Below are 26381 nucleotides of genomic sequence, written 5' to 3'. Positions count from 1 at the left end.
ACCGAGCCTACCGACCTGATCGGCGGCTTTCTCGACGATTCAGCCGGCTGACACGACATCTGTACATGGAGGTGATCGTCCGTCACAGCCACTCGCCGACCACCTCCGCGATGTATCCGAGGGCAATGTCCGAGGTCATCTGCCAGTGCGTGACGGGCACCGGGTGGTTGAGAACGGAACCTGTCACTGCGGGTAGCCAGGTGTCTGCATTCGCGCTTCCCGTCGGGTCGTCCTGGGCCGCAGTGAAGTAGACGATGTCGCCGTCGAACGAACGTGGGCGGTACACCGCATCGAGGGATGCCGAGGTGGCGGCGGCGTTCACGACTCGTTCGATGCGAGCCGTTCCGATGGAGGCGAACGGTTCGGGAAGAGCGGCTAGTTGCCGCGGGAGCTGTGCGAGGTCGATGGATATTTCGAGGCCGAGTTCGACGGACTGGTCGCCCAGCAGTCCGCCGATGAGGTCTATCACTGTCACCTCCGGGATGGCGGCGGGCTCGGCAGCGGAGTCGTGTAGGCGGCTGTCGAGCATCGCAAGTAGTGCAACCTCTTCGCCTGTGTCTTGGAGTTGTACGGCCATGGCGTGGGCTAGCACGCCGCCCAGGGACCAACCGAGCAGATGGTAGGGGCCTTCAGGTTGGACCGTGCGGATCTGTTCGATGTAGAAGTAGGCCCAGTCCTCGATCGAATCCGGCAGTGGGGCACAAGAACTCAGAACCGGGGATTGGAGACCGTAGATCGGGCGGTTGGGGGGCAGGTGAGCGGCCAGACCAGCGAAGGACCAGGCTATTCCGCCGATGGGGTGGATGCAGAAGAGCGGGTTGGCGGGGATATCGGGGTGGCGGGGACGCAGGGGTAGGAGGATGTCGAACGCCGCGTCGGGACCTTCGGTTTCGGAGCCGCGGGTGCGTAGCTCGGCCAGGATGGCTGCCGGGGTGGGCGCGGTGAAGGCCCACATAACGGGGACTTGTTCGGCTACTGCTTCGGTCAGTTGGGCGACCAGTTTGGTCGCGAGAAGGGAGTTCCCGCCTAGTTCAAAGAAGTTGTCGTCCAGACCGATTCGGTCCAGGCCGAGGACTGCGGCGAAGATCTCGCAGATTGCGGTTTCGAGAGCAGTGGTGGGGGCGCGGTAGGTGCGGGGTGCGAGTTCTGGTGCGGGGAGAGCTGCGCGGTCCACTTTGCCGACCGAGTTCAGGGGGACGCTGTCGAGGACGACGATGTCGGTGGGCACCATGTGTGAGGGCAAAGCTCGTGCGGCCCATTTGATCAGGCGGTCCGGTTCGACCCCGCTGTTGTGGACAGCCACGACATATGACACGAGAACCGTTGCACCGGTGTGATTTGTCCTGCCGACCGTAACAGCGAATTCCACGTCGGCGTGGGTGGCCAGGACCGCGTCGATCTCGCCGGGTTCGATGCGGAAGCCGCGGATCTTCACCTGGAAATCGGTGCGGCCGCGATAGTCGAGCTCGCCATTGGCATTCCATGCGACGACGTCACCGGTGCGGTACATGCGGGTGCCGGGCTGGAACGGGTTGGCGACGAAACGCTCGGCTGTCAGGCCGGCACGGCCGAAGTAGCCGCGTGCCAATTGGGCACCGGCCAGGTATAGCTCACCCGGGACGCCGAGCGGCACCGGCATCAGGCGCGAATCCAGGACGAATACCTGACTGTTCCAGACCGGTTCGCCGATCGGCACGGACGTCGCATCGATGTCGGCCACCCGGTGGCTGGTAATCGATACCGCGGCCTCGGTCGGGCCGTACAGGTTGAACAGCGCTGTCTGCGGCGCCGCCTCGGCAAGTCGGCGCGCCATCGCGGCGGGCAGTGTTTCACCGATGGCGAGGATGCGGCGTAACGAGTCCGGTAGCTGGTCGGTCAGCAATGCGTCGAGCATCGACGGCACCGCGTGCAGGGTGGTCACACCCTCACGGGACATCAGGGCGTTCAAATACGCGGGGTCGCGGTGCCCGTCCGACGCGGCGATCACCAGGCGGCCGCCGCAAGCCACCGCGGACCAGAATTCCCACACCGACAGGTCGAAGGTCGCCGCTGTCTTGAGCAATACCGAGTCGTCGCTGGACAGTCCGAATTCCGCTGTCTTCCAAAGCAACTGATTCACGATCGCGCCATGCGAGACTGTGACACCCTTCGGGCGGCCGGTGGACCCCGACGTGAAGACCACGTACGCCGCATGCTCCGCACGCAATGGCACGATGCGGTCGTCGTCGGTGATCGGGGCGGAGCTCAGACCCGACAGATGCAGCCGGTCCACATGCACGATCGGCGCGGCGGAGGTGACGAAATCCGTCGCGGTATCGGTCAGTACACAGATCGGTGCCGCTGTTTCCAGAATGTGGTCGGATCGCCACGCGGGCTGATCGGGCTCCACCGGCACGTACGCGCCACCGGCCTTGCTCACCGCGTACATGGCGACAACCAGGTCCACCGAACGCCGAAGGGCAACCGCCACGCGGGATTCGGGACCCACACCGAGGGCGATGAGCTGTCGCGCGAGGCGATTCACCTGTGCGTCCACATCCGCGTACGTGAAGCGGGTGCCATCGGCCGCGACGAGGGCGACGGCGTTGGGCGTCGCGGCGACCGTCGTGTCGAGCAACGACACCAATGTGGCAGCAGCGAGCGGGTGCGCGGTGTCGTTCCACTCCAGGAGAATTCGCGCACTCTCCTCCGGCGCGAGCAGGTCGATCGCTCCAACTGGTACCTCGGGATCGGCGATCACGGCATTCAGCACGCGCACGAACCGGTCCGCGAATCCCCACACCGTCGACTCGTCGAAGAGATCTGTGGCGTAGGTGAGGACACCGCCGATACCCGTCGGTGTTCCCTTTCTGTCATAGCCGTCTGCCACGATCAGATGTAGATCAAACTGCGACAACTGCCGATCCGTCGACAATCCCTTCATGGTGAGGCCAGGCAATTCCATGCTCACCGGAGCCAGATTCTGGAACGACAGACCCACCTGGAACAGCGGATGCCACGCCGTCGAACGCACCGGATTCAGCGCTTCGACCAACTGCTCGAACGGTACGTCGGCGTGAGCGAAGGCTTGGATATCGGCATCACGCTGCCGCGCGAGCAAATCGGTGAAATCCGCACCCGCATCGACCCGGGTGCGGAACACCAGCGTATTGACGAACATGCCGATGAGATCGTCCAGCTCGGCTGCACCGCGACCAGCTATCGGCGTGCCGACGGCGATATCAGCGGTTCCCGACAACCGTGCCAACAGGATCGCGTATGCGGTGTGCACCACCATGAACAGGGTCGCGCCCTGCGCCCGAGCCAACTCCACCAACGCCGCATGGGTGCGCGCATCGATGTGCAGGTCGACTTGGCCGCCGGTGAACGACTGGACCGGCGGACGCGGCCGGTCGCGCGGCAGTTCCAGCTGATCTGGCAGGTCGGCGAGCGCATGACGCCAGTAGGCGATCTGCTCGGCGGCCAGTGACCCCGACTGATCCGCACTGCCGAGCATGGCGCGCTGCCACAGCGCGTAGTCCGCGTATTGCACGGGCAGTGGCGACCAGGCGGGAGCCAGTCCCTCGACGCGAGCGACGTATGCCGACACCAGATCTCGGGTGAGCGGACCACCCGAGAAACCGTCACCGCAGATGTGATGGACGACCATGGCCAGGACGAATTCGCCGTCGGCGACCTGCCACAGCGCTGCCCGCAGTGGAACCTCGGCGGTGACGTCGAACCTGGTCGATGCCAGTGCCGCTACGGCCGATTCCACCTCGTCCGCGTGGGCGACTATCAGCTGGAGTCGTGGTACTTCGGGGTCCGTGGGCGACAGGATGACTTGCACCGGACCTGCTTCGTGCTGCGGGTAGATCGTACGCAGGATCTCGTGTCGCACAACGAGATCGGTGAAAGCCTGCCGCATCGCCTCGGCATCCAGCGCACCGGTCAGTCGTATTGCGATGGGAATGTTGTAGGCGGCCGACTCGGTGTCGAACCGGTTGAGGAACCACATCCGCTGTTGGGCGGGCGACAGCGGAACCTGTGCAGGTCGTTCGCCCGCCATCAGAGCCGGACGGGTCGGGACACCCGTGAGTTTCGCTAGCGCCGTGGCCAATCCCGCAACGGCGGGGGCGGTGAACAACGCACGCACCGGCACCTGGGTATCCAGTGCCATCCCGAGGCGAGCGGTCACCCGCGTGGCGAGCAGAGAATTGCCGCCGAGCTCGAAGAAGTTGTCGTCCGCCCCGACTCGTTCCAGACCCAGCACCTCAGCATAGACGGCTGCCACGATACGTTCAGCCGGTGTCGACGGCTCCCGATGCGGGCGAGCCACGAGTTCGGGTGCGGGGAGCGCGTTCCGGTCGAGCTTGCCGACGGCAGTCAGCGGAACCTCGTCGAGCACCACGACCGACACGGGCACCATATGCGACGGCAGAGACCGTTCGGCCCACTGGATCAACTCATTGGAATCGAGCGCGCGACCCACCACATACGACACCAATATGGCTGCCCCGCTGTGGTTTTCGCGGCCGATTGTGACTGCGTGGTCGACCCCGGGATACGCGGAGAGCACAGCGTCGATCTCACCGAGTTCGATGCGGAACCCGCGGATCTTCACCTGGAAGTCCATGCGGCCCACATACTCCAGTTCGCCGCCGAGCGGCCCGGAGGTCGGCACGCCGACCCACCGAACCAGATCGCCGGTGCGGTACATGCGATCCCCGGGCGGCCCCCAGGGATTCGCGACGAACCGTTCCGCTGTCGCCCCGACACGCCGGTGATAGCCGCGCGCGAGTGCCGGCCCCGACAGATACAGCTCACCCACGACGCCCGAGGGAACCGGATTCAGCCTGCTGTCGAGCACCACCGCCCACGTGCCCGGTACCGGGGCACCGATCGATACCCGTTGTCCCGCGAGCAGAGTCGTATAGGTGGCGCCGACAGTCGCCTCGGTCGGGCCATAGCCGTTGATGAACCGACGCCCCGGCTGCCATCTGGCCAGGAGTTCGGGCGTTGTGGCTTCGCCGCCCGCGGAGACCACCTCGAGGTCGTCCAGGCCGGACGGATCTACGGTACCGAGCAGCGCGGGAGTGATGATCGTGTGTGTGACCTGTTCGGTCCGCAGCAGTTCATGCAGTTCGTCGCCGCCGACGATCTCCGGGTTCACGATGACCAGGGTGGCGCCGCTGTAGCAAGCGGTGGCGATTTCCTCGACCGATTGGTCGAAACTCGGCGAGCACACATGCAGCATGCGCGATTCTGGTTCCAGCCGCAGGATGTCGACCGAGTGGCCCACGAGCCCCCCGAGCCCGGCGTGGGTGAGTGTGACGCCCTTGGGCATTCCTGTCGACCCGGACGTGTAGATGACATAAGCCTGATGCGAGAAATGCAGTGGCCCACGACGATCCCGGTCCGTCACGGGGTCCGCCGACTGAGCGGCGCAGCGCGCCGACACCGCAGGATCGTCCAATGCCAGCCAATCGACCGTGTCGGGCAGGCCACCCATCTGCTCGGTTACCGTGATACCAATCGCCGCAGCCGAATCGTCGAGCATGTACCGCACCCGATCCAGCGGATAGGTCGGATCGACCGGCAGATACGCGCCGCCGGCCTTGGCGACCGCCCATATCGCCGCCACCATCGAGTAGGAACGTCGCATCGCGAGCGCCACCACGGTTTCGGGCGCGACGCCGCGGTCGATCAGTACCCGCGCCAGTCTGGAGGAGTGCTCGTCGAGCTCGCCGTAGGTGTAACTCCGCCCGGCGTCACGTACGGCAACGCGGTCCCGTCCGAAGGCGACTCCTCGGGTGAGCAGATCGGGCAGGATACCGACGATAGCCGGGACACCGCCGCCCATTCGAGTCAGGCGCTGGTATTCGCCGTCGGCCAGCAGCGGGAGCTCGCCGACCCGCGTTTCGGGACGGTCCGCCACCGCCGCCAGTATCCGAAGGAACCGCTGGACGAAGACAGTCGCGCCGCGCTCGTCGAAAAGGCGACTCGAGAAGGACATCTCGCCATGTAGTTCGGCGGAGTCACCACCGGTGGCCCGCAGGGCCAGTGCCACATCTCCGACGACATCCGCTGGGCTGTCGAACGAGAGCGCCACTTGGAACAGCGGGTGCCGATCCGGCGACCGCCGCGCTCCCGATAGCTCGACCAGTTCCTCGAACGGAATCCCCGCGTGCGCGAATCCCCGCAGTTCGATCTGATGCGCTTCGGGCAGAAGGGAGATGAACCGTGCGCGGAGGTCCGTAGGGGTCCGCAGCACAAGCTCGGCCCGATCGCGACCCGGCACCGGTGTGCCGATCGCGATGTCGCCGGTGCCGGACAGGCGAGCGAGCAGCACCGCCAATGCCGTACGTACCAATGCGGTCCAGGTCACGCCCGCTGTGTCCGCTACGCCGCGCAGACCCCGATGCACATCGTCGGACACCGAGAACGCCACTAGCCCACGCGAATCCGGCCGAAGTCCGGGACGTGTCCGATCTATCGGCAGTTCCAGCCTGTCGGGCAGTCCCGCCAATGCGGTGCGCCAGTACCGGGACCGGGTGATCGAGTCATCGGACTCTGCGTCGAGCCGCACCGCGAGCGCGGCCGCGGGATGGTCCGGTGCCGTGACAATTTCGCCGAGCACCCGACGTAGCCGATCGGTGACCGCCTGCGCGGTCTCCTCGGCGACCATGTCCCGCCGAAACTTCACCTGCACCAGCATGCGAGGGTTCGGGAAAACCATGACGGTGATCGGATAGTGCGTGAAGTCGTCGGCGCGCGCCCCGTCGATCCGCAATCCGTCGAGCGCACCGCTGGCCCGCTGTAGCCCCTCGGCATCAACCGGGTACGACTCGAACACCAGCATGGTGTCGAACAGCTCACCCTGGCCCACGACGCGCTGGATGGCACCGAGTCCGAGGTGGTGATGATCCAGCAGTGACGCCTGCTCGGCTTGCAGTCGGTCCACGAGTGTTCGCACCGTCGTATCTCGGCCGAATCGGATCCGCACAGGGATGGCATCCACGAAAAGGCCGATCATCTCGCCGATTCCGTCGAGTTGCGCGGGCCTGCCGGAAATCGTCGCACCGAAGACGACATCGTCTCGTACGGTACTCCCCGCGATGGCCAGACCCCACGCCGCCTGGATCACCGTATTGGCGGTCACCTCGACCGCGGCCGCGTACTCCGTGAGTGCCGTGGTCTCGGCCGTGGACAACTCGAACTCGCAGCGGCCGAATCCATGACCGGATGCGGCGGGCCAGGTGAGTTCGGGCGCGAGCATGGTCGGTGCGGCGTCCGCCAAGACAGTCGACCACGCCCGGGTCGCGGCGTCCTCGTCCTGACGCGAAAGCCACCGCAGGTAGTCGCGATACGGTCGGACGGGAGGCAGTACCGAAGCATCGCCACCGGTCGCGTACAGAACCAGCAGCTCCTTCAGCAGCAACGGCATCGACCAGCCATCGAGCAGAATGTGGTGGCCGGTCAGAACGAGATGGATACGTCCGGAATCGGTGTGGTACACCGTAAGTCGCAGCAGCGGCACCACCGTGGGATCGAATCGGAGGTGTTGCTCGGCGGTCAGCAGTCGCGGCAGCTCCGCTTCGGATACGCCCTCGACGATTCGCACCGGCATCTCGGCGTCGTCGATCACCAGTTGCACCGGGGTTCCGTCGTCCGCAGGGACGAAGGCGGAGCGCAGATTCGCGTGCCGGTCCAGCATGCCCCGCGCGGCCCGGCGCAGTCGTTCGGTGTCCAGATCGCCCGTCAGTTGCGCGGCCAACTGGATGATGTACGCGTCAACGGACTGGTCCAGCAGCTCCATCAGCACGCGCAGCGAGTCCTGTAGCGGCGAGAGGGGCAGCACATCAGACAGCGCGGGATAGCCTCGCCGCCAGCGATCCAACTCGGTCTGGGTGACCCGGACCAACGGCACATCCGACGGGGTCAACCCGCCTGCCGCGGGATGGCCCGTGTGATCGGCGAGCGCGGTGAGCGCGGCCGAGAAGTCGGCGGCCAGTTCCTGGACGGCCGCCTCGTCGAGGATCTCGCTCGCGTAGCCGAGGCTCAGTTCCAACCGGGGACCGTCAGCGGTGTCGGCGGCGATCGCGTTGATGTCGATGACCGTGCCGACGGGCATGGTCGGGTCGTATTCGAAATCGAGTTCGCCCAGATCAGCGGTCGGCAACCAGCTCTCGTCGGCGAGGTCGGCGGGCACACCCGCGGACGCGCGACCGAGATAGTTGAAGCCGATCTGCCCGATATCGCCCGTGAGCAGGTCAGCGGTTCCCGGGTGGTGGCGCAGCATGCCGAACCCCATGCCCTTGTCCGGCACCGCGAGTAGCTGCTCCTTGACCGACTTCAGCACGTTCGCCAAGGCTTCGCAATCGGAGAGGTCGGCCGAGGTCCCGGACAGATCGATCGCGACAGGATGGACGCTGGTGAACCAGCCCAGGGTGCGCGTCAGATCCGCCCCTGGCACAACGGTTTCCTCGCGTCCGTGGCTCTCCAGTCGTATCCGGGTGACCGCCGCATCGATACCACGCCGTGCCCGCCAGCCACGCACCGCCAGCGCGAGGGCCGCGAGCAGTCCGTCATTGACGCCACCGCGATACAGCGCGGGCACCGTCGTGAGCATTGCCTCGGTGACCTCGACGGGCACCGTAACCGCGATCGACCGCATGGACGAATGGGTGTCGACGGCGCGGTCCAGGGCACGCGTGCCCAGCAGCGGATCAGGCGTGGCCAGCACGCGCTTCCAGTAGCCGACCTCATCGGAACGCTCAGCGGCCGCTTCTGCGAGGCCGTGTGCCCAGCGCCGGAAGGAAGTACCGCCCGGTGGCAGCACGATCTGCTGCCCGGCAGAGTGTTGCGCCCACGCCACGGCCAGATCAGAAATCAGGATCCGCCACGACACACCGTCGATCACATAGTGATGTGCGGTCGCAACGAGCACATCGCGCGCGTCGGGCCGACGCAACCAGGTGAAGGCGATCATCCTGCCACCCGCAGGATCCAACATACCCAGTGTGGAATCGACTGCGGCACTACCGATCAGAGCGAGCTCAGGGCCGCCTGTTCCGGCAGGGACCTCGACCTCGGCCACCAGCGCCCCGGCATCGACCGCAGCGCGCGACAACCCCTCGAACCGCCACCGACCCGCGTCCTGCCGCACTCGGGAATGCAGCACCTCGTGCCGATCGAGTACAGCCGCGATCGTCGCGACCAACCCCGGACGATCGAGACGCTCGGGCAACGCCAACACCATCGCCTGGGCGAACCTGTCCGAGGAACCCTCGGCGAGGAATTCGGCAAGCACCGGCGTCAGCGGAATCTCACCGACACTGCCTCCAGGCAACTCCGCCAGCATCATTGGCGTCACATCGCCGCCCACGACGGCTACCCGTGCCAGCGCGGCCACCGTCCGCTGCTCGAATACATCGCGCGCGGTGAAGACAATCCCGTCCGCCTTGGCTCGCGACACCAGCTGGATCGACATGATGCTGTCGCCGCCGATAGCGAAGAACGAATCGCTGACCCCTACCGCTGCCACCCCGAGTACCTCGGCGAACAACTCGGCCAGTCGCGCTTCGACCGGTCCCTGCGGGGCACGTGCCACCGTGGTCGCGAAAGTCGGCTCCGGCAAGGCTTTTCGATCGAGTTTGCCATTGGGGGTGAGCGGCAGCTCATCGACTACGACTATCGCCGACGGCATCATATGCGCAGGCAGGATGTCGGTTGCGTACTCGGCGAGCCGGCCCGTGTCAACGGTACTGCCGGGTGTCGCACGTACATAGGAAACAAGTGCCGTCGATCCGGATGGCAGCGTGCGCCCGAGCGTGACCGTGAAGTCGACATCGTCATGTCCGCTCAGGACCGCATCGATTTCGCCGAGTTCGACACGGAAGCCGCGCACCTTCACCTGCGCGTCGGTGCGCCCCACATAGTCGAGTTGCCAATGTGCCGACGGCACAGCGACATTCCCGGCCCGCTCACCGGGTGCGGCATACCAGCGCATGACGTCGCCGGTGCGGTACATACGCGAACCCGGTGGGCCCCACGGATCGGCGACGAAACGTTCCGCGGTCAATCCGGACCGGTTCCAGTAGCCGCGGGCCAACCCGCCGCCGGCCAGATACAGTTCCCCCGCGACACCGGGTGGCACCGGGTTCAGTCGTGCGTCCAAGACGAGCGCGGACATGCCATGCACGGGCGTCCCGACCGTAATCCGCTGCCCGGCAGTCAATTCCGCGTATGACGAGATGATGGTCGTCTCGGTTGGCCCGTAGGCATTGAAGTAGCTGCGCCCCGGCTGCCAGCGGGCCAGCAGTTCCGGGGTCGTCACATCGCCGCCGACGGAGACGACCTCGATCGCATCGAGGCCGGCCGGGTCGACGGTGCCGAGCACCGCGGGGGTGATGATGGCGTGCGTGACGGCTTCGGTGCGCAGCAGGTCGGCGAGTTCCGCGCCGCCCACGGTCGACGGCGGCGTGATCACCAGCGTCGCTCCGACGGAGAACGCGCACAGCCATTCCAGTACCGAGGGATCGAAGCTGGGAGAACAGATGTGCAGCAAGCGGTGGTGCGGTTCGAGTCGGTAGTGGCGGACAGCTTCGTTCAGGAGGCCGCCCAGGCCGCTGTGGGTGACGGTGACGCCCTTCGGGACACCTGTCGAACCGGATGTGTAGATGACGTACGCAGGGTGCTGGAACCGCAGCGGCGCACGGCGATCCGCATCGGTAATCGGTGTGGTGAGTTGCGTATCGCAGCACTTCTCGGTCGTGGAATCGTCGAGCAGCAGCCAGTGGGGCCCGTCCGGCACTTGGTCGGTGTATGCCGAGTTGGTGATACCCAGCATGGCGCCCGAGTCGGCCACCATGTGCCGGATTCGTTCGGCGGGGTATCCGGGATCGATCGGAACATGAGCGCCACCGGCTTTCGCGATGGCCAGCACTGCCAGCACCATCTCGTAGGAGCGCGGCAGTGCGACGGCCACCAGGTCCTCCGGGCCGATGCCCCGTTCGATCAGCGCACGGGCCAATTGCGAACTGCGCGTATCGAGTTCACCGTAGCTGATCGAGCGGCCGCGGTATCGGACGGCGACGCGATCGCGGCCCAGATCGACGCCTCGGGTCAGAAGGTCGGGGAGCAGCCCCGTGGCCATTACGTCGTCGCCGTGCACGCGGGTCAGCAATGCCAGCTCATCGTCGGCGAGCAGTGGCAGATCCCCGATGGGCTGCTCAGGTCGCTGGACGGCGGCCGCCAGTAGTCGGCGGAGTCGGTCGGCGAAGACCTCGATGCTGCGCAGATCGAAGAGATCGGTAGCGAAGGCGAATTCCGCTGTACCGAGGTCCTCCTGGATATGGAGGTGCAGGTCGGAGCGCTGGACCTCGACGGGGAACCGGTTTCCGACCGAAAGCATCGACTGGGCCGGTCCGTCGAAAGGCACGTCTGCTCGCGCGAATGCCTGCAGGGCGATGTCTTTCGCGTTCGCGTGCAAGTCCTCGAAGGAGGCGCCGCACTGCACCTTCGTGCGCAATACCAGCGTATTCGCGGATCCATCGGCGGCGACCGGGGTGCCTATCGCGATATCGTCCGTACCGGACAGCCGTGCGAGGAACAGCGCGAAGGCCGAATGCGCAACGGCGAAAACGGTTGTGTCCCAATCCTGCACGAGTTCCCGCACATGCCGGTTCAGTGCTGCGCCGATCTCGAATGAGACGCGACCGATCGGCACGGTTGAGGCTTCCCTATGCCTCGGGTGATCCGCGGGCAGGTTTATTTCGTCCGGCAGCCCCGCAAGCGCAGTCCGCCAGTACCGTGCCTGCGCGATCAAGTCGTTACGCGCGACGAACAGAGTGTCCAATTCCGCTGGCGTACGCTCCGGGCCCGCGATGAATTCGCCGATCAGTAGGCGTAGCCGGTCCCCCAGCGCCCGCGCCATGGCGGTGGTCACCAGATCGCGCCTGTGCTGCACCGCGATCCGCAGTTGCGAGCCCAGCTGGACCTCGACAGCCACCGGATAATGGGTGAAGTTGACCGCTCGCAGATCGGTGATCTCCAAGCCGTCGATCGTGCCGTAGGCATGCCGCAGCCCGTCGACGTCGACGGGATACGACTCGAAAGCCAGCAGGGAGTCGAACAATTCACCGGCACCAGCCGTGCGCTGGATCTCGGTGAGTCCGACATGATGGCAGTCGAGCAGGGAAACCTGCTCGGACTGGAGCCGACTCAGCAATTTCCACACCGGCTCATCGACATCGAACCGAACTCGGACCGGAACAGTGTTCGCGAACAGGCCGACCATACCGTCGACACCCTCGAGTTGGGGCGGACGCCCGGAAACCACCGTGCCGAAGACGATATCCGCGCGCTCGAGGCAGGCCGCGAGCACCAGGCCCCAGGCGGCCTGGACGACTGTATTGACTGTGACCTCGTTCGACGCGGCGAATGCCAGCAGCTGTGCTGTCTCGTTGGTCGACAGATCGGCCACGTAGATCCCGTGACCGGAGCCCGATTGGGTGGGCGACGCCACACTGGCCGCCAGACAGGTCGGCGTGACCCGCGCCAGTGCCTCGCGCCACGTGTTCAGCGCGGCGCCCCGATCGCGCCGGGCCAACCAAGCGATGTAGTCCCGATATGGCCGGACACTGGGCAGGATCGCCGAATCGCCATCTGCGGCGTAGGAAACCAGGAGTTCCTTCATCAGCAAAGGCATCGACCAGCCGTCCAGCAGCAGGTGATGCGCAGTCAACAACAGATGGACGCGGCCGGATTCGGTGCGGTACACCGCGAATCGAAGCAGGGGCGCGAATGCGAGATCGAATCCGAGACGTTGTTCGACGGCCAGCAGTGCGGACGGATCAGCATCCGCCGTATCGATGACCCGCCACGGTACGTCCACCTGCTCGATCACGATCTGGATCGGAGTGCCATCGGCCGCGGATCTGAATGCGGTTCGCAAGATGGCGTGGCGGTTCAGCATCACCTGAGCCGCTCGCCGCAGACGATCGAGATCGATCGCGCCGGACAATTCCATTGCCCACTGCAATAGGTAAGGGTCGGACTGTTCCGAAACCTGCGTCAAGAACAGCAGTCCGAGCTGCAAGGGCGAGAGCGGCAGAACATCGACGAGACCGGGGTGCTCGCGGTGCCAGAAATCGAGTTCCCCCTGCGTGACTCGCACGAGCGGAACATCCGCCGGAGTCAGGCCGCCTGCCGCCGGAAAGCGCACATGCTCGGCGAGCATGGTCAGTGCGGCCACCCAGTACTCGGCGAGTTCGCGGACAGCGGCATCATCGAGAATCTCGGAAGCGTAGGCGAAGGACGCGGAAAGCTGTGCACCGCAGTCGGTATCGGTAACAATCGCGTTGATGTCCACCACAGCGGGCGCGGGCATCGTCGGATTCTGGACGGCCCTCGGCTCACCCCACGCGGAGGTTGGCAGCCAACTCCCATCGGTCAGCGCCTCGGGCACATCGCCCGCGGAAATCCGGCCAAGGTAGTTGAATCCGATCTGACCGAGCGCACCATCGAGCTCGCCCGCTGTGTTCGCGTTGAGATACCGCAGCATACCGAACCCAATGCCGTTGTCCGGCACCGCGATCAGCTGCTCCTTCACCGCTTTGAGCATTGCCGCAGTCGCCTCGCCACCTTGCCATGCGGCGGCGACATCGATACTGGACAAATCGAGCGCGACCGGATACATGCTGGTGAACCAGCCGACGGTGCGGTTCAGATCGGCATCGGGGACGACGGATTCCTCGCGACCGTGCCCCTCGAGTCGTATCCGCGTTGCCTTGACATCGATGCCTCGGTTCGCGCGCCACGACCGCACCGCTAGTGCCAGTGCGGCGAGCATGCCGTCGTTGACTCCTCCTCGGTACAGCGCCTGCAACTCGCCGAGCACCGCATTGGTGACATCGGCCGGTACCTTGATATTGAAATGCCTCACCGTTTCCACAGTGTCGACGGCCGGGTCGAAAGCCCTCACACCCAAGGGAGGATCGGCAACCGCCAACACCTGCCGCCAGTACGGCAGCTCGTCGACTCGGCCCTGCGCAGCCCCGACCAGACCGTGTGCCCAGCGCCGGAACGATGTGCCGACGCTGGGCAGAGCGATCCGTTGCCCGCTTTCGTGGTGCGCCCAGGTGGCCACAAGATCCGAGATCAGAATGCGCCACGAAACACCGTCGATTACATAGTGATTCGCGGCAACGATCAGCGCATCCCGACCATCTGGGCGAGACAGCCAGGCGAAGGCGACCATTCGCGCCTCGGCCGGTTTCAGGGAGTCGAGGGCGGCATCCAGTGCCGCACTGGCGCTGTCATGCAGGATGTCGATCTCGACACCAGCTGGCAACTCGACCCGGGTGAGCAGCAGCTCTACATCCACGGCCGCCGGCGGCAACACTTGGAGCTGCCATTGCCCGTCGATGAACCGCAGCTGTGCACGCAGCATGTCATGGTGGTCCAGCACTGCGCCGAGCGTTGACACCAGACTCGCCCGGTCGATATGTTCGGGCAGCGCGAGCACCATTTGCTGGGTGAACCGGCTGAAAGACGTCCCTTCCGCCAGATGCGCCGCAAGCACCGGCGTCAGCGGAATCTCCCCGACACCGCCACCCGGCAACTCCGCGAGCCTCGTCACCGGCTCAGCACCGACCACCGCGACCCGCGCCAACCCGGCCACCGTGCGGTGCTCGAACACATCCTTCGGGGTGAACACGATTCCGACGGCTCTGGCCCGCGACACCAGCTGAATCGATAGAATACTGTCCCCACCTGCGGCGAAGAACGAGTCCTCCGCGCCGACTCGCACTCCGAGAATCTGAGTGAAGATCTCGGCGATCTGGGTTTCCACGGGGCCCATCGGATCCCGCGTTGCCGCAGCCTCGAAAACCGGATCGGGCAAGGACAGCCGATCCAATTTTCCGTTGGGGGTCAAGGGAATCGAGTCGAGCGTGACAATCACGGCCGGTACCATGTGGACCGGCAACAAGTCGCCCACAAACCGCGCAAGTCTTCCCGTATCAACAGCTAGCCCGGTGCGCGGCAGAACATACGAGACCAATACAGTCGCTCCGGACGGGGCGATCGCGCCGATCGTCGCCGCATACTCGATATCGGAATGACGAGTCAGCGCGGCATCGATTTCTCCGAGCTCGATCCGGAAGCCACGAATCTTCACCTGAAAATCCGAGCGGCCCACATACTCGAGAGCAGAGTCCGGCCGACAGCGCACCAGATCGCCGGTCCGATACATCCGCGCTGTCCCGCCAAAGGGATTGGCCACGAACCGTTCCGCGGTGAGCCCCGGCCGCCCCAGGTAGCCCTGCGCCAACGCGGGCCCGGACAGATAGAGCTCACCAACCACATCGGCGGGCACCGGTCGCAGTCGCGAATCCAGTACAACCGCACCGATACCCGGAACCGCCGTGCCGATGGTGATCGGCTCACCGGGCGTCATTTCCGCACTACTCGTTGCAAGAATAGTCGCCTCGGTAGGCCCATAACCATTGAAGAACGAACGCCCGACGGCCCACCGCTCGACCAGCCCGGGCCCGAACGAATCACCCGCGACAACCACGACCCGCAGCGACTCGAGCCCGTCCGGATCCACGGTCTCCAATGCCGCCGGCGTAATGAGCATGTGTGTCACGCGCTCTCGCCGCACCAGCTCTGCCAGTTCCGCGCCACCGAACACCGATGCCGGCGATACCACCAGCGTCGCTCCACAGCTGAACGCCAGCAGCAATTCCAGCACCGACACGTCGAAGTTCGGTGAACAGACATGCAGCACACGCGAGCCGCCATCCACGGCATAGCGCTCCCGCATGGTGGCAACCAGCGACGCCAGACCCGCGTGGGTCACCACAACGCCCTTCGGCCGACCGGTCGACCCCGAGGTATAGATGACGTACGCCGGATGCTCATCGGTCAGCGCACGCAGTCGGTCGATATAGGAGACCGGATGCGCCGGCCACGCCGCGACCCGCGACGCGACGACCGGATCATCGAGTTCGAGCCATTCGATCCCCGTGTCGAGCCGCTCCCGATGCGTCGAATCGGTAAGTCCCAACACCGCCCGCGAGTCGGTGACGATGTATGCACTGCGCTCCGGTGGAAGGGTGGGATCGACCGGAACATAGGCTGCGCCGGTCTTGGCAATGGCCCATACAACCATGAGCGACTCGACCGATCGAGTGAACCCGACAGCGACAACATCGCCGGACCCGACTCCCCGATGAATCAATTCGCGTGCCAGACGCGACGAGGATTCGTCCAACTCCCGATAGGTGAGTTCGCGCTGATCGCCAGGTTCTCCGGTCAAGTTATAGCTGATGGCAATCGATTCGGCCGCGCGTTCGACCGCCCCGGTGAGCAACTGTACGAACAGCGGGCTACCCGACCGACGACGAACACGACCCCGAATGGTACGACGAACCTTATCCATCCGAGTAACGCATTTCCTCTCACATTCGAACCCGCGGGTACGCCGACACCGGCGGAGCATATTTCCGACCACATGCCTTGGACCCGGCTACGCCCGCCAAGCACGCAAGCGGGCTGGACCGGCTGCCGAGTTCCCCAGAAGGAGTGGCCGGTTCGGGGTTGGATGCTCCTTGACCTCACGCAGCATCGTCACAGCGCGAGGAACAATACCTCATTGCGTCGATACGTTCATGTATCGGTTATTGAACAGCATCCGACTGTGACACGCGACAGAGGAGCTCCCATCGGGTTCGGTTGCTGAGTCGTTGCCAGCAGATCAGTGCTGCGGCGAGGTCCGGCCCCGACTTCTGTGTCGCCCATCTCCATTCGGACTCTGCGCCGCGTCGGAGGAATACGCTCGAAGACAGAGTTATTCGGCTTCGGGTTCGATGGAGAACCAGATGGAACCTCACTGGACGGCAGCGTATTACCTCGCAAGTGACGCCGATCGAGAGCAGGCGATCGCGGCGCTGAAACAGAATTTTCAGGCCGGGCGGCTCACCGTCGAGGAGTTGTCGGAGCGAATAGGCCGAGCGCTCAACGCGCGGACTTGCTCCGAACTCGATCGGATCATGACTGGTTTGCCTTGGCAACGTGCCGGTTTCCCGTTGTATCCGACCGTGCCGCAGTATTCGCCGTACACCCCGTCCGTGCCTCGCTCCAAGGGCATGGGGATCACCTCGTTCGTCCTGGGGGTGCTCGGATTCGTCTGCGGGCTGACCGCGGTCCCGGCCGTGATTCTCGGACTGGTCGCCCTGACCGACGGGGAACGGCGCGAGGACAAGGGCTTCGCCATCGCTGGGCTGGCCGTAGGCGTGATGTGGATGACGATCTTCGCCTGGGTGTTCTTTCGCTGAAGACACAACCTAGTCGTCAATGGCCGCGGCATCGTCGGATGTGGATGCGGCAGAGTCTTGTTCCCCCTCGGGCTCGTTGTTCGTCGCGAGCTCGCCACCGTTTGCGCCGACCGTGTCGTCCGCCGGCCCAGCGCCCTGTTGACCGTGTCGATGGAGATATTCCCACCCGAAATCGTGATCACTTTGCGTGGTTCACCATCGAGAATGGTGACCGTCAGCGACCGCTGGCGATCGCGCCCGAGCCAGAGCTGAACGATCTGAACGAACGTGGCCAGCGAGCCCGCGCTGCCGAGGCTGACCACCAGCTCCGTCAAGACACCCCGGCTCCTCAGCTGGACCGGCTGTTCGGTCGGTGACCCGCAGAACCGGCTTCTATCTCAGATCGGCAAGCAGTTCGTCGTAGATCTGGAGTGCTGCTGGGTGATCGGCCGAAAATCGCACGAAAATCGGTGTGAGGGTGCGTTCGACTGACCGCGGCCTGGCCGTTCCGAACAGCGCGGCATGCGGCAATGCCGGATTTTTGTCGCGGCTCGGGCATCGAGTCGACATCGGGTTTGCCCCAGAGTCTGGAGCCGTCAGTAGCGCCAGCCAGGTTGGGCCGGCGGGATCGGCCTCGGAGGAGGCGGCGCTGTAAAGACATGTTCGAAGTTTCCGAACACATCCTGCGTTGTTTGCGGCGGCTGGTTTTTAGCTTGCAGTCCGTTCAATGGTGGTCAATCCGGTCGGGTAGGTGTTTCGCGAATGCGATCCGCAGCAGCTACTCCGTATGCTTCGCCCGAGGAGGTCGACATGTCCGAAGACACACCGGCAATTCCGTCCTGGGTGCCCCGAGACTCATACCCCTTCGGGCACCGCTATCTCGACCTGGCCGGCGCTCGCGTCCATTACGTGGACGAAGGCAACGGTCCACCCCTGCTACTTCTGCACGGTAACCCCACCTGGTCGTTTCTCTACCGTGAGTTGATCACCAATCTCAGCGCCCAATTTCGCTGCATCGCTTTGGATTACCCCGGGTTCGGCCTCTCACGCCCGGGCCCTGAATACGGTTTCACGCCCGCCGAGCACGCGACAGTCGTCGAGCGATTCGTCACCGAGCTCGACCTGTCGGGCGTGACGCTCATGGTGCAGGATTGGGGCGGACCGATCGGGTTCGCGGTCGCGACCCGGCATCCGGATCGGTTCGCCGCGTTCGTGATCGGCAATACGTGGGCCTGGCCGAAATCGGATCTGGGAACGCAGGTGTTCTCTCGGACGCTGGGCGGTCCGATCGGCGGCTACCTGATTCTGCGTCGAAACTTCTTCGTCGAGAGGCTCATACCGCTCGGTGTCCGGCGCCGGAAGCTATCGGAGTCGGTGATGGACGCCTACCGTGGGCCGTTCCCGACGTCCGAGTCGAGGCGTCCGATGCACGTGTTCCCTCGCGAAATCCTCGGCAGCCGACCGTTTCTCGCCGAGATCGAACGAGGGCTGCCCGCCCTGGGGAACAAGCCCGCGTTGCTGGTGTGGCCGACGAAAGATGTGGCGTTCCGCGAACCGGAGCGTCGCCGCTGGGAGCGGGTCTTTCCCCAGCATCGCACCGTAATCCTGGAGGGCGCGGGCCACTACATCCAGGAAGACGCGCCCGAGCAGATCATCGCCGCGATCCGGGAATGGGCGCCGCAACGCGACGGCGAAGGTTGAACTAGCGACAGAACCGGGTGGTTGACGTCGTTGCGGGTGGTGCCGTCAACCAATCCGGCTGACGCCCGCCAGCAACCCCTGACACGACGCTCGCATACGAGCGTCGCTCGCACCGGGTGGTGTTGCGATGCCCTATCTGCCAGACTCGGGAACCTGATGGCGACGCTACGCCGTGAGGTCGATAATGACCTTGCCTGGGCGGCCGTTGGAGAATGAGTCCACGAACGCGGCCGGGAGCTGTTCGAAGCCGGGCAGTAGGGATTGCCCGGCCACCAACTGTCCCGAGCTGATGAGTTCGCCGAGCGTGGCTTCAATCTCTGCCGCACGGTCCCAGGTGCCGCCAGCTGCGCTAACCCTGCTCGACAGAAACCAGCAGCAGCCCAACGCCGTTGCCGATTTCACCCAGCCGACATGCGGTTCGCGTGGGGTTGCTGTCATGGCGCACCTCCGAATCCCTGCCCGGTGCCCGGTCTCACCGGGCGGGCTGGATTCTCAACTCGCGGCGGCGGTGTACGCAGAGGTCGACCGCGCGCGAGGAATGCCACGAAGGCCCATAGACAATGCCGAGGGGTCTGCGCCACCACAGCAGGGCCGACGCCGTCGCGGTCGTCGGGGAGCTGTCCAAACTGGCGGGCCGCGCGTGTGTGCCGCCGTTGCCTGAGGACACCGTGGAGGTCGTCGCGCGGGCGTGCTGGCGTTGGCGCTGTGCACGGAGCTGTACCGCAACCCGTTCGTCTTCCTCAATTCCCCGCTGGCCGAACCGATTCGCAGTGGCCGGTTCACCACCGAGGTCCTGCTCGCGCTGGCTCCCGTCGACGCCGTCGCCGAGATGCGGTCGGATGAAGAACCGGCGAGTTCGCCCTGGGGGACACCGACCCCGTCTAGATCAGCGATCCGGACGGGGTCTTCGTCGTCAGGTTAGGTGGCCAGCTCGGTACAGGACCTTCGTCCACGCCAGACGAGCTCAGTCATCCATTCGGCGGCTCGCGCCTTGGCGCGGAGGCTGTCGACCAAGTTCCTTCGAGTCTCGGCCGCGGCAACGCCGACGGGACTCGGATGCGCCGCAACCGAGTCCCGTCGGTTCCGTTATTTGCCAGAGACGTTCGGGGTGAACGGCTCGTTCATCGTTGTGAAGTACTGGATTACCGAGGCGATGGCGACCGGGGCGCGCCACCGAAGGCACCGAGCCCGACACCGATGGGGATGCCCGCAAGACAACCCGCGAGCGGGCCCGCGCCGAAGAGAGTCGCCAGGATTCCGGTGACGACCGCTCCGGCGAACGCGCCGGCTATGCAACCAACAGCCCCACCAATCGCGGTGCCGAGGGCGGCTCCGGCCGCTGTGGCGCTCGTGATTTGAAGTGAGGCACGGGAGAACGCTGCTTGTTCACGTTCGTAGCGAGTACGCCAGGGTGCCTCGTCCTGGTACGGCAGAGCCACCGGTGTCAGGGTCGCGGTGCCGCCGACAATGTCTGCTGCGACGGGGTAATCGATATCGTCGATGCGGACCGACAGTGGGACTCCCGCTAGAACGGTGCCGTCATCGGCCTTGATCTTGAACGTGTTGTCCTCGACCACCATGGTTCCCGCATCAATCGTAATGACCGCCGCTGCACCGGTATTCGTGGCGTGGTAATTCACCCCGGTCGCCGCCGTGGCGGTAGCTGGATCCACGGGCTCGGCGGTACCGACGCCCGCGGATACGGTCAGAGCGCCAATGGCCAGGGCGGCGACGGCAACCATCTTGAACTTCATTTGGATATTCCTCATCTTCTTCCGGGAGGGGGACAGATCGGTCAGCGGGAGCGGCTCAATGCGCCGCGCCGCCGGTGGCGGGATTGCGGCCGTGCCGCATGATCAGGGCGATCACCAACGCGATCGCCGCGGTTGCCGCGGAGAACCAGAAGCCCAGCTCGTAACCGGAATCGCTGAATACGCCCGCCAAAACCTTTGTGGTGGGCGAGTGTCCGTTGACGACGACGTCGGCGGTGACGGGGTGGGCTCGGAGAAAGACCGTGACAACCGCGACTCCGACGGCCATGCCCATGCTCTGCATGATGCCGAGCATGCCCAGGCTGATGCCCTGCTGTTCTGGGGGAACGCCCTCGACCATCAGGATAGGCATGGACGCGTGATAGAGACCAAAACCGATGCCGAAGGCAATATTCAGCCAGAAAAACGTCACCCATGAGTGGGCGAAGAGCGCGAAACACGCAGCGGAGGCAGCAAAGAGCGCCAGGGCGTAGACAAGTGGCAGCCGGGCCCCGAGCTTACGAGCCACGCCACCGGCTGCTGCCCCGAAGATCATTGACAGCACCGCCTGGATCAATTGAACGTGCGTCGCGAACTGCAGCAGCGTGAACCCGTCGCCATAGGTATAGGTCGGGTTCAGAGATACTCCGACTTCCCCGGGTGAGGGAGCCGGTCCGCCGGATTGCTGAATTCGCGCAATCGTTGCATGCTGGATACCCGCGGACACTGAGCCTTTTTCATCCTGACTGGATGTTGTTGGTAGGCAACGGAACTGGTGACGGCGCGCCTGTGCCGGATATGGGGAAGCCCTTGGTAGGACGGCTGTCGACCAAGACTCGCTGTACCCCAAGGGCTTCCGTTGCTGTTCTACCGTTCCGCGCTGGCGTTGTCACGTCGGACCCTCCACTTCGTCGCCGGGCTGATCCGCCGGCACCGCCGCACGATCGGCTCGGCCTGGCGCAAGCTCGACCCGGCCCGCCAAGCCCTGCTCGTGCTGGCCCACCTGCGCAAAGCCGAAACCTACGCCGATCTCGGTGCCGGGTTCGACATCTCGACGACCACCGCATGGCGATACGTCGGCGAGACCGTGGAACTGCTGGCAGAGCGAGCCCCGAAGCTGCGCTCGGCGCTGAAGAAGGCGAAAGCCGACGGGCACGCCTATCTGATTCTGGACGGCACGCTGATCCCGATCGACCGGGTGGCCGCTGACCGGCCCTACTATTCGGGAAAACACCGCCACCACGGCATGAATGTGCAGGTCCTCGCCACACCCAGCGGGGACATCGTGTGGGTGTCGGGTGCGTTGCCCGGCAGCGTGCACGATACGAAAGCCGCCTGGATCTGGCAGATCGTGGCCGAACTCGAGCGCAGCGGATGGATCGTGCTGGCGGATAAGGGATATCACGGTGTCGGTGGCCTGCTCACTCCCTACAAGGGACGCGACAAGCCCGAATCCCAGAAGCAGGCCAACCGAGCCCATGCGAAACTGCGTGCCCCCGGTGAACGCGCCAACGCCCAGCTCAAGAGCTGGAAGGTGCTGCGGAAGCTACGCAGCTGCCCGCACAGGGCCGGACAGCTCGCCAAAGCGATTCACGCACTCCAGAACCGCGAACTCGAAGCCAACCAAGGATGAAAAAGGCTCACTGTTGCCGCGCTTGGTGACTGCGCCATATAGTCGACGGCGAATGAATGCACGCCGTTGTAGAACGATGCGAGCAAACCGGCCAGCAGCACCAGACTCACCCGTGGCTGGAACAGCAATGCCATATCCATGATGGGCCGAGCCGATCGCATCTCGACCAGGAAGAACAGTGCCAACAACGCGATTCCGCCAACCAGCCAGGCCAGGGTCGTCGCTCTACCCCAGCCCCAGTCCTGTCCCTTGTTGAGATAGACGAGCACTAGACACGAGCCACTGGAAAGCAGTGCGGCACCGACCATGTCGATGTGATCACGGACCCGGAGCTTCGATTCGGGAACGACGGTCACCACCAGGGGCATCATCAGCAGACTGAAACCGCCCAAGCACCAGAACACCGCACGCCAGCTGAAAACTGTCGACGAGAAATCCGCCGACGAGTGGACCGCCCACCGCCGCGAAACCGATACCGGTCGCCGTGACCCCCAGCCCCAGCGGAATGTACTTCCAGGGCAACAGGTCCCGGATCAATCCGTAGGCGATCGATCACCAGCGGTATCCAGATTGGCAGCTTCGATCAGCGCGGTATGCCGCAAAGCAGGACGTTCGGTGAACTCCCGCACGCGCGGGTGAACCCGCGCACGCGAGACCGCCACGGTGGCCGGGCAGCACCCGGCCCCGTGGTCAGTAGTAGACCGGGCCCGGCACCCCGCCGCCCGCGGCGATGGCGTCCCCGGTGATGGCGACCGCGCGCGGTGACGCCAGGAACGTCACCACGTGCGCCAGCTCCTCGGCGTCGATGATGCGCCGCAGCGAGTTTCGCGCCGCCTCCTGCTCCAGCTCGGCCACCGGCCGGCCGGTGCGCGCGGAGTCCACCGCCAAGCGCTCGGTGAGCCGCTCGGTCCGGGTGAGTCCGGGATGCACCACGGTGACATTGACGCCGTGCGGCCCCAGTTCGTCGGCCAGGTTCTTGGTCAATGCCGAGACTCCGACGTTGCGGATGGTCTGGGCTATCGAATTGGCCTGGCGGGCACCGAGTCCGCTGATATTGATGATCCGGCCCCAGCCCTGCTCCACCAGGTGCGGCGCGACGGCGCGGGCGGTGCGCAGATACCCGAGCACCTTGATCTCCACCTCGCGCCGGACGATGTCGTCACCGGTCGCCGCCAGGTCGGCGGGCGCGCCCGCGCTCCACGGCGTCGCGGCCGCGTTCACGAGAATATCGACGCCGCCGAGCTCGGACACGGTGCGCCGCACCAGTTCCCGCACCTGCTCGTCGTCGCCGGTGTCGGTCGGCACCGCGATCACGCGCCGGCCCGATTCCGTGGCCACGGCGCGCGCGGCGGCCTCCAGCGTTTCGGCGGTCCGGGCGGCGATCACCACATCCGCGCCCTCGGCCGCGAGCCCGCGCGCCACCGCCAATCCGATGCCGCGGCTGCCGCCGGTGACGATCGCGCGTTTTCCCTCGAGATCCAGATTCACCGGGCCGAGGGTAATCAGCAGGGCCTCGGATCGGCACCGATCCCGCTCGGGCTGATCCGAATTCGCCGCCGCCGGCAATTGCAATCAGGGCGGTTCGAACAGGGCAATTCCCTTCGGCACGGCCCTACCATCTGTCGGCACACACCGTGCGGGTCACCGTGTGTCGCTCGATCGGAGGAAAATCCATGAGGCCCAAACATCTTCGTACCGCGCTGGTTTGGTCCGCCCTGGCGGCGGTGACAGGCTCGCTGCTGACCGGTTGCGGCAAGAGCGATACGGCCCGCACCGAGAACGGTGCGACGGTGCTGCGGTATCTGGGCTGGTCGGATCAGGTGACCCTGCCGGAATTGGCCGAGGCGGAGGGCTTCTTCGACGGCAAGGTGAAGCTGGAATGGGTGGGCAACACCATCAGCGGCCCGCAGGAGATCCAGTCCGCCGCGACCGGGCAGGTCGATTTCGGCGGGGCGTTCGCGGGCGCGGTCGCCAAGTTGATCAACGCGGGCGCGCAGGTCACCGCAGTGATCAACGAGTACGGCGCGGACGAGAAGTCCTTCACCGGGTACTACGTGGCCGACAACAGCCCGATCCACTCGGCCAGCGATCTGATCGGCAAAAAAATCGGTGTCAACACCCTCGGCGGTCAGAACGAGGCCGACATCCACGACGCGCTGAAGAAGGCCGGCGCCACCCCCGACCAGATCAAATCCGTTCAGCTGGTACCACTTCCGCCGCCGAACATCGAGGACGCGCTGCGGAAGGGCCAGATCGACGCGGCCGCGCTGGGCGGGCAGTTCCAGCAGCGCGCGCTCGCCGTCGGCGGCCTGCGCCCGGTGTTCACCGAGATCACCGAGTACGACCCGTTCAACGGCGGACCGTACGTCTTCCGCAACGACTTCATCAACAAGAGCCCGGATGCTGTGCGCGCCTTCACCACCGGCATCGCCAAGGCCATCGAATGGGAGCGCACCACACCACGCGATCAGGTGATCGCCGAGTTCACGAAAATCATCGAGGGCCGGCATCGACCGGGTGAAACCACCGCCACGCTGAAGTACTGGCTCTCGGTGGGCATTCCCACCCCCTACGGCGCGGTCTCGGCCCAGGACTTCACCCGCTGGGAGAGCTGGCTGCAGGACACCGGCGCGATCCACGACAAGCTCGATCCGAGCAAGTTCTTCACCAACAAGTTCAACACCCTGGCCCCACAGGGCAGCTGACCACACGGTCAGGGCGAGGGACGGAAACCAGAGATCCGTCCCCTAGACAGGCGATCTCGCAAAAGAATCCGCGCGAGAACCCCGCGCGGCCCGACATCCGCGCCGATCGTTTTCCAACCGCTGGTACGTCAAGAGCCTCGAAGCGCCCGCGGCCGCACCACCGGCGGCCGCCCTGGCTCATCGGTAGTCGTGTGGGACTGCCAGCATCTTGAGGGCTATCGCCTAGGTTCTGTATCGAAGTCTGTGATGGGGTGGCACCGCTGTGCGGTGCCACCACATCTGCATGTTTGGTGGAAGTTGTTGCCTGCGTTGGCATATGGGTGAGGTCTGCGGTATTTCGGGTTAGCGACCAAGCAAACCTGAACAGTGCCGGAGACCTCGTGGCCAGAGTAGCGGTGGCGGGGCGAGACAGATCTGACCGATGCCCAGTGGGCGCGGTTGGAGCCGTTGTTGCCTCGCGGGAAAAAGGTGCCACCGCCGGACGCCCGGAGCTGGCCGAGTGCGCTGCCTGGTCTGCCGGAACTGGGATGGGTTGGGGCAAGTGGAGTCCCGAGCGCAACGATCAAGTACTACCGCCGACTCCCACCCGGGAGTTGCCGCAACTCAACGCAAGAATCCGTCGGCGCTGCGTTGTTCGAGGTCAGGGTCGTAGCAGCGGGCCGGGCGGTGCCGCTGCCGACGTCGCCGCACTGAGAGCAGGCGCTCGCGCCAACCGTGACGGTCACAGCTTCGCCGTGGTCACCGACAACGCGATCCTGGCCGGCCGAGGGATGGACGCCGACACGGTGATCGACGAATTCACCGCCGTCCGGAGTCGACATCCACGCCGACCGGCGTTGTTCCACAGCCGCTACGCCACCCACGGCGCGATCAGCATCGACAATTGCCATCCGATCCGCCTCGGTGGCGACCGCCGAACAGTACTGACACACAACGCATCCTGTCCCCTCGCGTGCAGCCGACACCCTACGATCCGCGCTCCGACACTCGCATCGCCGCCGAGACGTGCGGCCATCCCCGCCAACGACAGCAGGCGGCACACCGATACTGTTGCTGTCCCGGAAAGCCGTTGCCTGGCAAGGCGTTCGCTCAGTTCGGGCATCGCTCCCACCGGACTGCCGGCCAGATCGGCCAGGACACCCTCGCAGCACCGATTCCACCCGCTGCCGCGAAGTGCCAGAGCCGAGCTCGATACACAACCGCTCGACCGTCAGGTCGAACACCGGGGCATCGATCGTCCGCGTCGGCTCCACCGGGTCACCGATCATGATCACGGTTCCAGGCTGCT

10 protein-coding genes and 1 pseudogene are annotated in these 26381 nt (G+C 65.3%); 5 read left to right on the top strand and 6 right to left on the bottom strand.

What is annotated here, in order from left to right; genetic code table 11:
- Nucleotides 1-82: 82 nt before the first annotated feature.
- Complete coding sequence (locus ACQP1O_RS18005; RefSeq protein WP_433566908.1) at nt 83-16429, bottom strand: amino acid adenylation domain-containing protein; 16347 nt, start codon at nt 16427-16429, stop codon at nt 83-85.
- Nucleotides 16430-16856: 427 nt separating this feature from the next.
- Between ACQP1O_RS18005 and ACQP1O_RS18000 the strand changes: the two are divergent.
- From ACQP1O_RS18000 to ACQP1O_RS17990, 3 genes and pseudogenes are all read left to right on the top strand, one after another.
- A pseudogene (locus ACQP1O_RS18000) lies at nt 16857-17042 on the top strand (DUF1707 SHOCT-like domain-containing protein); the annotation flags it as partial.
- 6 nt (nt 17043-17048) lie between these two features.
- Nucleotides 17049-17324, top strand: coding sequence for a DUF4190 domain-containing protein (locus ACQP1O_RS17995; RefSeq protein ID WP_433567718.1), 276 nt, complete (start codon nt 17049-17051; stop codon nt 17322-17324).
- Nucleotides 17325-18113: 789 nt separating this feature from the next.
- Nucleotides 18114-19004: an alpha/beta fold hydrolase gene (locus ACQP1O_RS17990; protein ID WP_433566907.1), complete on the top strand. Its 891-nt coding sequence runs from the start codon at nt 18114-18116 to the stop codon at nt 19002-19004.
- Nucleotides 19005-19169: 165 nt separating this feature from the next.
- Here the strand turns inward: ACQP1O_RS17990 and ACQP1O_RS17985 are convergent, their stop codons facing one another.
- The 3 genes from ACQP1O_RS17985 to ACQP1O_RS17975 form a co-directional block, all read right to left on the bottom strand.
- Entirely contained in the window at nt 19170-19442 is a 273-nt protein-coding gene (locus tag ACQP1O_RS17985) for a hypothetical protein (protein WP_433566906.1), read from the bottom strand.
- A 704-nt stretch (nt 19443-20146) separates the two neighbouring features.
- On the bottom strand, nt 20147-20758 hold the full coding sequence (locus tag ACQP1O_RS17980) for a hypothetical protein (RefSeq protein WP_433566905.1): 612 nt from the start codon (nt 20756-20758) through the stop codon (nt 20147-20149).
- A 55-nt stretch (nt 20759-20813) separates the two neighbouring features.
- A complete protein-coding gene (locus tag ACQP1O_RS17975; RefSeq protein ID WP_433566904.1) occupies nt 20814-21482 on the bottom strand; it encodes an MFS transporter in 669 nt (222 codons plus the stop codon).
- A gap of 132 nt (nt 21483-21614) precedes the next feature.
- On the opposite strand from ACQP1O_RS17975, the gene ACQP1O_RS17970 reads away from it, so the two are divergent.
- Nucleotides 21615-22388 (top strand): transposase family protein, encoded by a 774-nt coding sequence (locus ACQP1O_RS17970; protein WP_433566709.1) that lies wholly within the window; start codon nt 21615-21617, stop codon nt 22386-22388.
- Here the strand turns inward: ACQP1O_RS17970 and ACQP1O_RS17965 are convergent.
- A complete protein-coding gene (locus ACQP1O_RS17965) occupies nt 22346-22747 on the bottom strand; it encodes a hypothetical protein (RefSeq protein WP_433566903.1) in 402 nt (133 codons plus the stop codon). The two genes, ACQP1O_RS17970 and ACQP1O_RS17965, sit on opposite strands and share 43 nt — an antisense overlap.
- Before the next feature lie 331 nt (nt 22748-23078).
- Nucleotides 23079-23876: an SDR family NAD(P)-dependent oxidoreductase gene (locus tag ACQP1O_RS17960; protein ID WP_433566902.1), complete on the bottom strand. Its 798-nt coding sequence runs from the start codon at nt 23874-23876 to the stop codon at nt 23079-23081.
- Nucleotides 23877-24061: 185 nt separating this feature from the next.
- Between ACQP1O_RS17960 and ACQP1O_RS17955 the strand changes: the two genes are divergently transcribed.
- Nucleotides 24062-25093, top strand: coding sequence for an ABC transporter substrate-binding protein (locus ACQP1O_RS17955; protein WP_433566901.1), 1032 nt, complete (start codon nt 24062-24064; stop codon nt 25091-25093).
- Nucleotides 25094-26381 lie beyond the last annotated feature (1288 nt).

Origin of the sequence: Nocardia sp. CA-151230, assembly GCF_050942175.1 — a bacterium.
GTDB lineage: Bacteria > Actinomycetota > Actinomycetes > Mycobacteriales > Mycobacteriaceae > Nocardia.
Note: the sequence above shows the minus strand (reverse complement) of the source record. Positions and strands in the feature narration are given on the sequence as shown.

Coding starts and splice junctions, on each gene's coding strand:
- ACQP1O_RS18005 (WP_433566908.1), bottom strand. CDS start 16,429: ATGGATAAGGTTCGTCGTACCATTCGGGGTCGTGTTCGTCGTCGGTCG.
- ACQP1O_RS17990 (WP_433566907.1), top strand. CDS start 18,114: ATGTCCGAAGACACACCGGCAATTCCGTCCTGGGTGCCCCGAGACTCA.
- ACQP1O_RS17985 (WP_433566906.1), bottom strand. CDS start 19,442: ATGACAGCAACCCCACGCGAACCGCATGTCGGCTGGGTGAAATCGGCA.
- ACQP1O_RS17980 (WP_433566905.1), bottom strand. CDS start 20,758: ATGAAGTTCAAGATGGTTGCCGTCGCCGCCCTGGCCATTGGCGCTCTG.
- ACQP1O_RS17955 (WP_433566901.1), top strand. CDS start 24,062: ATGAGGCCCAAACATCTTCGTACCGCGCTGGTTTGGTCCGCCCTGGCG.